Source organism: Corallococcus terminator (assembly GCF_049194865.1).
In the GTDB taxonomy this organism is placed as follows: domain Bacteria; phylum Myxococcota; class Myxococcia; order Myxococcales; family Myxococcaceae; genus Myxococcus; species Myxococcus terminator_A.
Genome location: NZ_JBLZWL010000052.1, coordinates 61,685 through 72,225, shown reverse-complemented (window position 1 = coordinate 72,225; position 10,541 = coordinate 61,685). Strand labels below are relative to the sequence as shown.

Sequence of the window (10,541 nt, the reverse complement as noted above, 5' to 3'; positions counted from 1 at the left end):
TGCCGTACCCGATGCCTTTCCATCCCACGCGAGTCGCGAGGGAGTACGTCGTCTCCGTTCTGGAGACGGCGATGCGGCGGCGGGTGTTATTCCTGGCGATTTATCGGCGGGAAGGTGTTCGGAAGGACGAAGGCCCCGGCACGTCTTCGCGCCGAGGCCCTGAGACATCAGTATGCCCTCAAGTCCTTACACTGAAGGAGGCCCTACCCTTGAGCGGGGGCGCTGCCCGGCGCGACCGACGAGCAGATACCCTCCGCCGCCGTGCCCATGCCATTCGAGGTGTAGCCCGGGCCGCAGTCCGCCGGGCAACTGTTCTCATACTGTTCCAAATATTGGCAGTAATAGTCACCGCATACAGGCGAGGACTCGCAAGTCTGATAGTCCGCGTGACACACCTCGCGGGCGAGCTCCCGGATACGCAAGTCCGGATCCTGCTCAGCCCAGTACAAGCAGCTCTGCAAGTAATCCATACACGTCCAATAATTCGCCTGAGCCACCGGTGTCCACAGCGACACCGCCGCCACGATGGAAATGAGTCCACCCCAGACATTTCTTGACATGACCTTGCGCCTCCATTCGTCGCGGAAGTCGCGACAATGGGCAGCCTAGAGGTGAATGCTCGCAGTGTCCCGGGCCGGTGCTGACCTGACTCGCGCGGAGAGGCGCGTGGCCGTGAATTGTGACTGTTTGGATGCGTGGCGGGTCCAGGACCTTCCGGGCACGGTCACCGAAAACGTCGCGGTATCACCGACCGGCGCTGCGGTAGGAGGTACGACGCGCCAGATCCGTTCCAAATGAAAAGGTGCGGACCTGCTGCGGGAAGCCGTGGCCTCGTGGGCACCGGATGCCAGAGTTTCAACATCCGCTGAAGCGGGCCCAGAAATGTCACTTGAGCCCAACCCGGAATAACAGGAAGGAAGGGAAACACCCAGGAGCGTGTCAATGCACCTTCGTCACCTGTCCTTCGCAGCTCGCCGCACAGTCCTCACCCTCCTCTTCGCCACCACCGCCGCCTGCGGAGTGAAGGCGGAGAGCGACTCCGACCTCTCGACACAAACCGCCGCGGTCATCTCGGGCACCCGACTCATCGGTGTGCAGTCCGGCCGGTGCCTCGACGTGGCCCAGAACAGCCAGACGTCGGGGCAAGGGCTCAACATCTACGACTGCCACGCGCAGGCGAACCAGCGGTTCCTGTTCACGCCCGAAGGCGAGCTGCGCGTGTTCGACGGCGCCTGGTGCGTCCAGCCCGCGAGCACCAGCGCTGGCGCCCGAGCGGTCATCAGCGCCTGCACCGGCGCCGCGAACCAGCGATGGGTCCGCAACGCCAACGGCTCGGTGGTCCATACGCCGACCGCGCTGTGCCTCGACGTGTCCGGCCAGGCCACCGCCAACAGCTCCCCGGTGGCGGTCTGGAATTGCAACGGCCAGACGAATCAACAGTGGTCGCTGCCGCCCGACACCCAGCCGCCCACCGTGCCCACGGGACTCGTCCTGTCCAACGTGACGTGCAACTCGGCCACGCTCACGTGGTCGCCGTCCACGGACAACCAAGGGGTCGCCTTCTATGACATCTACCACGACGGACAGCACATGAAGGCCGTCTCCGGCGCCGTGGTGTCCACCGGCCTGACGGTGGTCCCCGGGGCGACGTGGGGCCTGTATGTGAATGCGCGGGATGCGGCGGGCAACGTCTCTCAAGGCAGCGCCACGCTCTCCATCACCCCGCCGCCGTGCCAGGTGGACACCCAGGCCCCCAGCATTCCGACGGGCGTCACCGCCACCGCCCTGGGCACCAGCGTGACGGTGAGCTGGACCGCGTCCACCGACAACGTGGGCGTGACGGCGTACGGCGTGTTCCGCGGTGGCGTGCAGATTGCCACGGTGTCCGGCTCTCCGCCCGGGACGACCTTCGTCGACAGCGGCCTCTCCCCGAACACGACCTACGCCTACGCCGTGCTCGCCCGTGACGCCCAGGCCAATGCGTCCGCCCAAAGCTCGGCCGCGACGGTCACCACCGGCCAGACCTGCACGAACGACGTCTGCTCCGTCTCCCAGGTCGCCACCGACACGGACATCCCGTGGGGCCTGGTGAACCTGCCTGATGGAACGGTGCTCTACGGCCGCAGGGACGCGCAGAACATCGTCCGCCTGGACCCCGCGACGGGCCAGAAGACGTCCGTGGGAACCGTCCCCAACGTGCAGAGCACCGACGGTGAGGGCGGGCTGATGGGGCTGGTCCTCTCCCCGACCTTCTCCACCGACCGCTGGCTGTACGTGATGCACACCTCCCCCACCGACAACCGCATCGTGCGCCTGCGCTACGAGAACGGTGCCCTCAACACCGCCTCGCTCCAGGTGCTGCTCTCGGGCATCGGCCGCAACAAGTTCCACAACGGCGGGCGTCTGCGCTTCGGCCCGGATGGGAAGCTCTACGCATCGACCGGTGACGCGCAGAACGGAGCCTACGCTCAGGACCTCAACAACCTGGCCGGCAAGGTGCTGCGCCTCAACGCCGACGGCACGATCCCTTCCGACAACCCCTTCGGCAACTACGTGTGGAGCTACGGCCACCGCAACCCGCAGGGGCTGGCGTTCGACTCCCAGGGCCGCCTGTGGGAGCAGGAGTTCGGCAACTCGGTGATGGACGAGACGAACCTCATCCAGCGGGGCGGGAACTACGGCTGGCCGAACTGCGAAGGAACGGTTTCCCAGGGCGGCTCGGGCTGCGCGACGGCCGGGTATATCGCGCCCAAGCGGACCTACTCCACGGCGGAGGGTTCCTGCTCCGGCATCGCGGTGGTGCGCGACGTCCTCTACGTGGCCTGCGCCCGTGGCACCCGGCTCTACCGCGAGGTCATCAGCGGCACCGAGCTGACCAACGTGCAGCAGTTCTTCGTCGGCACCTACGGCCGGCTGCGCACCGTCGAGCCGACCCTGGATGGCAACCTGTGGATGACCACCACCAACCAGGGTGACAAGGACAGCATCCCCGACAACAGCAACGAGAGAATCTTCCGCGTCGTGCTCGGACAGTAGCGAGCGCTCGATGCCCCCGGGGCCCAGGTTGGCGCCGGGGGCATGGGACGCTGCGAAGGACCGTGTTTGCCTTCCGCGCCGCGCTCATTCCAGCGCTCCGAGCGCGTCCGCGTGGCTCACCTGGACGGTGGCGTTCAGGTCCACCTTGTCGGTGAACAGCCTCAGGAGCTTGCCAAGCAGCTCCAGGTCCGCGTCACTTGAGATGCCAGCCTTCATTGGGCTTGGCGGCCATACAGCTCGCGACACGAGCTTGACTATCCGCCACACCGCAACTGAGGCAATATCCGTGTGGGCGATCCAGATGCAGTGGAAACCACGCAAAGGGAAACCATGAAGAAGACACTCTTGGCGGTGTTTGTTGGACTTTGTTTTGGGGCTGGTGCGTCCGTCGCAGCCGAGTCTCGCGTTGCAGAGGAGGCAGCGGCGACCCTGGCACCGTGCTGCTTTGACTGTGAGCCCAACTATGACGCCTGCATAGCAGGATGCGCAGGGGCCCCTGCCTGCGTACAGCTATGCCAGAGCAGGCGGAGCCGATGCCACGCTACGTGCAACCTCGCGGCTTGCACCTGACCACAGCTCAAGCTGCCGCACCGGGTGTGGGAGGCGGATTCCTGCGCCACGCCCGCGTCACGTGTTCGTGTCCATCCCTGTCCTGTCCTGGCCTTGCCAGAGGGGGCACTGTCCGCGGGTGTCCCCTCCTGGGTTTCGACCGCGGGTCTACTTGATGAAGAACCGGTGCTCCGACCACCAGTCGAAGTGGCCTCGGCTTCGCTCGAAGTAGATGCCGCGTCCGGCATCGAGCACCTTCTCCCAGACGCTGCCGCCGTCCTTCTTCTTGAGCACGCCCGTCGGCTTGCCGAGGAGCTTCTTCGCGGTGAAGTCGTTCACGCCCTGAGGCAGCTTGAACGCGAGCGGACCGTCGTAGTTCTCACCGAGGTGCACTTCTTTGATCACGCCGCCTCGGCTGATGCGGACGGTGATGCCGCGCTTCTTGTCCTTGAGCGCGCCACCGGCCTTCAGCGGCTTCGTCGGCAGCTTCAGCTTCTTCAGCGCAGCGGGGAGCTTCGCGTCTTTCACCGACATGCCGAGCAGCGACACCAGTCCTCGCGGAAGGGGTGCCAGCTTCTTCACGCCTTCGCTCTCCACCGGAGCGGGCGCGGCGTCACGCTGGTACGCCTTCACGTTGAACTTCGCTGGCTTCGGCGCCTTGACCTTCTCCTTCACGAGCCACGCCCGCAGCGCCTCGCGCTCGTCGCCCTCATCCAGGTCATTCAAGCGCGTCTTGCCCGCGCCGAGCTTGAGCAGGAACGCCTCGAGGCTGGGAGCGACGACCTTCAGCGCGTCCGACTCCGAATCGAACAGCACCACCGGCCGCGGCTCCACGGTCGACACGAGCGCGAGCAACGAGCCATCGGGCAGCGAGAGGAAGCACCACGCATCGCGCAGGTCGCCGGGCACCTTCGACGTCATGAGCTCGAACGTCCCGAAGGCTCCATGCTTCTGCGTCGCGGCCCATTTGGAGAAGCGCGCGAGCAACGGAGGAACGGTCAGGCCCTTGGGCGGCTTCAGCTTCGCGAAGTATTTGCTCATGGGGCGCGCACCCTACTCCATTGCCCCGGGAAAACGACGGCGCCGGGAAACGAACTCCAGGCGCCCGTCGGCCCCACCCGACCTCGTTGACGAGGAGGCGCTCGCGGCTACTTCTGGTGGATGCGAATGAAGTTGAGCTTGTTGTTCGCGGCGCCCGGCGCGCTGCGCACGGTGAGGCGTCCGTCCGACACCGCCACCACGCCAAAGCCGTTGGTGAAGCCGTAACCCGTCGGCACGCCGCTCAGCAGCACCGAGTCCTCCACCTGGATGCGGTACGAGCCGTTCTTCGTGCTCGGGTCTCCCGCCAGGAGTTCCACCTCGTAGACGCCGTTGGGCACGGCAATCTCCCAGACGCGGTCGCCGCCCTGCTGCATGCGCGCGTGGCGCTGCGCGAGGATGTCGATGTCGTAACCCGCGTCCACCATGTTGGCCGTGTTGTCCACGTTCCATCCGTAGCTGAAGCCATACGCCCGGCTCCCATACACCTGGCCGTAGTCGGTGAGCATGGCGTAGATCTCCACCGGCGAGGCCGAGGCGGGCTGGAAGTTGATGTCCACCCCGAACTTCCGCTTCACCTCCACGAAGGCCAGCTTGTTGTTCACCGCGGCGCTGTCATTGCGAAGGGTCAGCCGCCCGTCATTCACGTCGACCGTGGTCACCGCCTCGACGAAGCGGTTGTCGGTGGTGGGCGTGCCCTTCAGCACGTGGCCGTAGTACTCGACGCTGAAGATGTAGTCGCTGTCGAAGAAGCCCGGGTCTCCCGCCACCAGCCGGACCTGGTAGTAGCCGTTGGGGACCGCCAGCTCCCAGGTGAAGTTGCCGCCGTTCTGCGTGCGGATGATCGTGTCGTAGGCCTGGGACGGCGTGTTCGCGTCATCGCGATCTCGCGTGTTCGCCGTGTTGTCCGCGCTCCACCCATACGAGTAGCCATTGCCCCGGCTCCCGAACACCTGCCCCGAGTCCGCGACGAAGCCCGCTGGTACCGCCACGCTCGCGGGCTGGAAGTTCACCCTCAGCTCGAAGGGCACGAAGGGAGAAAAGGGCACGGTCTGCGCCACGGCCGGAGCGCCGACCAACGCCAGTCCGCTCAGAGCCGTCAGGCGCAACGTCTTCGCAAGCAGTGTCTTCATGATGTGGACCTCGGGGTGTGGGACCGCGCCACGGCGGACCGCGTGAACGGCCCACCGCTAACACGCCCCTCCCGCATCACCGCAAGCCTCACATCCGCCACGCGCTCCCCGTGCGCAATTCTGCCGCGAGAATGGACGCGTGTTGAACACCGCGCGCACTCTTGCAGCCGGGGTGCACCCCACCTGCCCCGGAAACACCTGGACGGCCCACGCCCTCTCGCTGGCTCGATGAACAAATGCGTGTTGCGCAATCGGGAGGCGCCGGGGGTCTGGATGACGACCGGGGCAGTCACACCCCGCCCGGCCCCTGGAGAACCCCATGCGCAGCACTCCTCCGCGCACGCCGTCCCGTGCCACGCGGCCCCTCCATCCCACCGCGGCGGCCTGCCTGCTCGCGGCGGCCCTGGCGGTCGGCTGCGAGCCCTCCCCCATCGAGCCCTCGCCGACGCCGCCGGAGTCCCGCTCCAGTCCCGACAAGAGCCCCTACATCGAGGGAGAGCTCCTCGTCCGGTTCCGTGGCGGCGTACAGGCGCTGGCCAGCAGCGGCGCGGACGTGGTGAAGGGCGCGAGCGTCATCCACGCGTACCGAGGAGCTCCCGGGCTCCAGCACGTCCGGCTTCCCACGGGACTGAGCGTCGAGCGCGCTCTGGAACAGTATCGCGCGGACCCTCGCGTCGAGTTCGCTGAACCCAACCACCGCCGAGAGCTGAGCTCGCAACCGGACGACCCTCGGTTCCGCGAGCAGTGGGGGTTGCACAACGTCGGGCAGACGCTCGGCGTCGCGGACGCGGACATCAATGCGCCGGAGGCGTGGGAGCTCACCGAGGGTCGCGAGTCAGGTGTCGTCGCCGTCATCGATACGGGCGTGGACCTCACGCACCCGGACCTGATCGACAACCTGTGGGTCAATCCCGGGGAGATCGCCGGCAACGGCCTCGACGACGACGACAACGGCTTCATCGACGACCTCCACGGCATCGATGCGACGGACACGGCGGGGACCCGGCCGCCCCAGGACGACAATGGCCATGGCACGCACGTGGCTGGAATCATCGCGGCGCGCGGCGGCAATGGACGCGGCGTCTCAGGGGTGAGCCCCCGTACCAAGGTCATCGCCTGCAGGATTTCAGACGCGAACGGAAACCTGTCGGACGCGGCTGCCATCCGCTGCCTCGACTACGTCGCGGAGCTGAAGACGCGGGCACGGCACCCGGTGAACGTGGTCGCCACGAACAGCTCCTGGGGAGGGCGCTTCCCCTCGCGCGAGCTCGAGCAAGCCATCGCGCGCAACATGCACACGGGCATCCTCTTCGTGAGCGCCGCGGGCAACGCGGGCTTGAGTCTCGACGAGGACCTGGGCACCCAGTATCCCGCTGAGTACCCGCTGCCGAACATCATCCGGGTGGGCGCCTCGGACGCGTCGGACCGGCGCGCCTGGTTCTCCAACTTCGGCCCTCAGCAGGTGGACGTCTTCGCTCCCGGAGCAGCCATCCTGAGCACCGTGCCTGGAGGCGGCCATGCCGTCTACGACGGGACCTCCATGGCGGCCCCCTACGTCGCCGGGCTCGTGGCGCTCTTGTCCGCACAGGAGCCCACGCGCGACTGGCGGACCTTGCGCAACCTGGTGCTCAGCGGAGGGCAGCAGGTGCCCGCCCTGCGAGGCATCAGCGTGACGGGCCGTCGTATCCGCGCCATCGGCGCGCAGGGAGTGGGCTCGATGAGCTGTGAGAACCAGACGGTGGCGAGGCGACTGGCGCCCCAGGGCGAGGTGTTCGTCAGCGACGCGAGCTGGGAACTGCCCGAGGATCGCATCACCCTCTCCGCGCTGAACATCCGCTGTGGCGAGGCCGCGGGTCCCGTGACGGTGCTCATGAGCAGCCCGCCTGGCAGCATCGACCTCCTCGATGACGGCGTGGGCGCCGACCTGGTGGCCGGTGATGGCATCGCCACCGCATCCTGGGCTCTCCCAGAGACGGGCGCTGTCACCTTCACCTTCCCGGGAGAGGATGCGGTGACGGTCCATCCCAGGTCCCCCACCCTCCCCTCCATCAGTGATGGGGACGCCGTCTGGAATCTCCCCCTGGGCAATCAAGTCTGGTTCCACATCGACTTCATCTCACGTGGCTCTCCAGGGCCGTGGGAGGTCCAGTGGGACGCCAACTACGAAGGCCGCTTCGACGTCGATGTCTCGACGGTGGCGCCAGCGACCTCCCGCTCCAGCGAGGAGACGCGCTCGTCCATCTTTGTCGTTCCACAGGCCCCCGAGGCGACCCTGACGGCCGTGAGGCTCATCGACTCTCTCGGTGTCGTCTCGCCCATCCAGCAGCTCTTCACGCACTACGTGAAGGCCTACCCCTCCGACGTGCGGGTCCACACGAACACCCTGGTGCCCGAGGTTCGCCATCCGTTCGAGTTGTCGGTCTCGTTCATGGCGAACGCCACCAGCGGTCCCTGGGTCGTGCAGTGGGACCTGTTCCATGACGGAGAGTACTTCGCTCCGAACACGGTGGACTTCGTCCCGGGCCCCTTGGAAGGTCCTTCGCCCTATGCCATCGGTCGACACACCAAGGTGTTCTCCACGCGGTATTCGGGCCCCCACCGATTCGCCGTGCGAGTCATGGACTCGAATGGGAAGACCTCGCCCGTCCAGACGTGGGGCACTGTCGCGGTCTGCGGCCCTCCCATCATCCATGAGGTGACGTGGGAGAGCGCGGGGCGCGTGGAGCCTGTCGACGCAAGGCTGCGCGCCCGTGCCGAACAGGCCTGCGAGCCCATCCTCCGCTACCGCTGGGACTTCGACGCGGACGGGACCTTCGATGCGGAGAGCGAGGGTCCCCTCATCCAGCATGTGTACGCGGACAACGCCACCGGCAAGGCCTCGCAGCGGGGCATCCTGCGCGCGGAGACGGCGACGACCCACTTCGACCGGGCCTTCGAGGTCCCCGTCGAGAACGCCGCCCCCCTCGTCCTCCCCATTCCCGAGCAGGTCGTGACGACCCGAGAGCGAATGGAGTACCAGGTCCCCGCCCACGACGTGGCGGGTGACACGCTCCGGTTCACGCTGGGCTGGGACACCCCCACGTGGATCAAGCTGAGCGACACCGGCCTGCTCTTCTGGAAGGCCTCGGAGTCGTGGGCTCGGGGGGACAAGCCGCTCCACTTCACGGTCTTCGTGACGGATGACGAAGGGTTGTCCGCGAGCATCCAGGTCGTCCTGGTCCCCGCGTATCGACCGGAGCCGCCTCCCGCACCCGCCTCCGATGAGGGCGGGTGCTCCACCACGGGTGGCGCCTTCCCGGGGGGCCTCGCTCTGCTCGTCCTCCTGGGGGCTACAGCGCGTCGGCGATTCCCGGCGGGCAGGTGAACGAGGCCGGCACGGACCAGAGTTGTTCCATGCCGGTCGCATCGGTGGCGGGGAAGAACACGCGACTGCCCGCGCGGACGAAGGGCGGCGGATCAAGCTTGAACACCGCCCGGACGTCGACCTTCGCGAGCTGTCCGGTCGTCGCCACCGTGCCGCGCGTGAACCAGGGCTTGCTGGACGTGCCGTCGGGCGAGCCGGTGAAGAGGACGGAGCCCGCACCGGTGGCGAACAAGGCGGAGTTGGACTCGTCGCTGCGCGGAAGCGACCGGAAGAGCTCGCGAGTCCCTCCGGCCGTTCCATTCGTCACCCAGAGCCTCACGTCGTCGGGCACGGGACTCAGGTCCTCGAGTGCCACCGAGAAGTAGAGGGAGTCGCCGGAGGCCACCGACCGCTGGACATAGGCGGACTGTCCCGCGCTGTCGAGCGGCAGCGTGGTGACGAGCGTCCTGCCGCCGCCACTCAGCGAGAGGCTGTAGATCTGCTCCCTCTTGGCCAGATAGACCTTGGAGCCCAGTCCCCCGATGAGGCGGACGGGCTGGCCGAACGTGTCCAGCCGGAGGGTCCCCGCGGCCGTGCCATTCGTCTTCCACACCTCCGCGTTCGTCCCATCCCGCAGGACGAACAAGCCCTGGTCCCCTGCCCGGCTCACCTGCGCGATGCTCACCGCTCCCGCGTCCAACTGCTTGAGGAGCGTGGTCCCCGCCACCGTGCCGTCGGTGCGCCACAGCGTCGTGGCCCCCCCTTGAGCGCGGAAGAAGAGCAGGCCATTGCCGACCTGCAATGTATTGTTGAAGTAGAGCTCCAGGACACCGGTGAGGTTCGCCAACAGCACCGTGCCCGCGCTCGTCCCATCCGAGCTCCATAGATCCGTCGTCGATGACTGGGTCAGGTGGAAGAAGACCAGCCGGCCGTTGATGGCCGTAGCGCTGCGCAGCGCGGGGCCGAGATTGTCCGGCGTGAAGGCCCTGACGAACTGGGTTCCGCTGGCGCTCCCATCGCTGACCCAGAGCTGATTCATCCCCGTGGGTTGGTCATAGAGCTGGAAGAAGTACCGGCTGCCCACCGCCACCGCGTCCCCTTCCGCGAAGACGCCGGCCGGAAACACCTTCACCTGGACGGTGCCCGCATCCGTGCCATTGCTGCGCCACAACACCGTGCCACCTGTCCCCACGGGGGTGACGGTGAAGTAGAGCGTCCCCTGCGCATCGGCGAGGCCTTCCAGGCGGGTGTAGGGAGAGACCCCCGGTAGATTGACGACCTTGGTCCGTGACGCCACCCCGGCAGGGCAGGCCTGGGCCTTCACCGCACGGTCGACCTCCGCCTGACCGCCGCCGCCACAACCCGCCACCGCCAGCCCCCACAACACCAGCGCACCACAATTCCAGACACGCATGTCCGCTCCCTTCCAGCCCACCGGGGGC

6 protein-coding genes are annotated in these 10,541 nt (G+C 67.2%); 2 read left to right on the top strand and 4 right to left on the bottom strand.

The window, feature by feature from the left end; genetic code table 11:
- Positions 1-942 precede the first annotated feature (942 nt).
- Complete coding sequence (locus ACN469_RS17795) at positions 943-3,036, top strand: PQQ-dependent sugar dehydrogenase (RefSeq protein WP_498769449.1); 2,094 nt, start codon at positions 943-945, stop codon at positions 3,034-3,036.
- An 84-nt stretch (positions 3,037-3,120) separates the two neighbouring features.
- On the opposite strand, the gene ACN469_RS17790 is transcribed toward ACN469_RS17795, so the two are convergent.
- The 3 genes from ACN469_RS17790 to ACN469_RS17780 form a co-directional block, all read right to left on the bottom strand.
- Positions 3,121-3,252 (bottom strand): hypothetical protein, encoded by a 132-nt coding sequence (locus ACN469_RS17790; protein ID WP_498769447.1) that lies wholly within the window; start codon positions 3,250-3,252, stop codon positions 3,121-3,123.
- A 501-nt stretch (positions 3,253-3,753) separates the two neighbouring features.
- Positions 3,754-4,626, bottom strand: coding sequence for an SMI1/KNR4 family protein (locus ACN469_RS17785; RefSeq protein ID WP_498769445.1), 873 nt, complete (start codon positions 4,624-4,626; stop codon positions 3,754-3,756).
- Between the two features lie 107 nt (positions 4,627-4,733).
- Positions 4,734-5,756: a hypothetical protein gene (locus tag ACN469_RS17780; RefSeq protein ID WP_498769443.1), complete on the bottom strand. Its 1,023-nt coding sequence runs from the start codon at positions 5,754-5,756 to the stop codon at positions 4,734-4,736.
- A 319-nt stretch (positions 5,757-6,075) separates the two neighbouring features.
- Here ACN469_RS17780 and ACN469_RS17775 point away from each other — a divergent pair, with 319 nt between their 5' ends.
- Positions 6,076-9,120, top strand: coding sequence for a S8 family peptidase (locus tag ACN469_RS17775; protein WP_498769441.1), 3,045 nt, complete (start codon positions 6,076-6,078; stop codon positions 9,118-9,120).
- On the opposite strand, the gene ACN469_RS17770 is transcribed toward ACN469_RS17775, so the two are convergent.
- Entirely contained in the window at positions 9,086-10,513 is a 1,428-nt protein-coding gene (locus tag ACN469_RS17770) for a hypothetical protein (RefSeq protein WP_498769440.1), read from the bottom strand. The genes ACN469_RS17775 and ACN469_RS17770 overlap by 35 nt on opposite strands.
- Positions 10,514-10,541 lie beyond the last annotated feature (28 nt).

Excerpts from the sequence above, each read along its gene's own strand:
- ACN469_RS17795 (WP_498769449.1), top strand. The coding sequence starts at position 943 with ATGCACCTTCGTCACCTGTCCTTCGCAGCTCGCCGCACAGTCCTCACC.
- ACN469_RS17790 (WP_498769447.1), bottom strand. The coding sequence starts at position 3,252 with ATGAAGGCTGGCATCTCAAGTGACGCGGACCTGGAGCTGCTTGGCAAG.
- ACN469_RS17785 (WP_498769445.1), bottom strand. The coding sequence starts at position 4,626 with ATGAGCAAATACTTCGCGAAGCTGAAGCCGCCCAAGGGCCTGACCGTT.
- ACN469_RS17780 (WP_498769443.1), bottom strand. The coding sequence starts at position 5,756 with ATGAAGACACTGCTTGCGAAGACGTTGCGCCTGACGGCTCTGAGCGGA.
- ACN469_RS17775 (WP_498769441.1), top strand. The coding sequence starts at position 6,076 with ATGCGCAGCACTCCTCCGCGCACGCCGTCCCGTGCCACGCGGCCCCTC.
- ACN469_RS17770 (WP_498769440.1), bottom strand. The coding sequence starts at position 10,513 with ATGCGTGTCTGGAATTGTGGTGCGCTGGTGTTGTGGGGGCTGGCGGTG.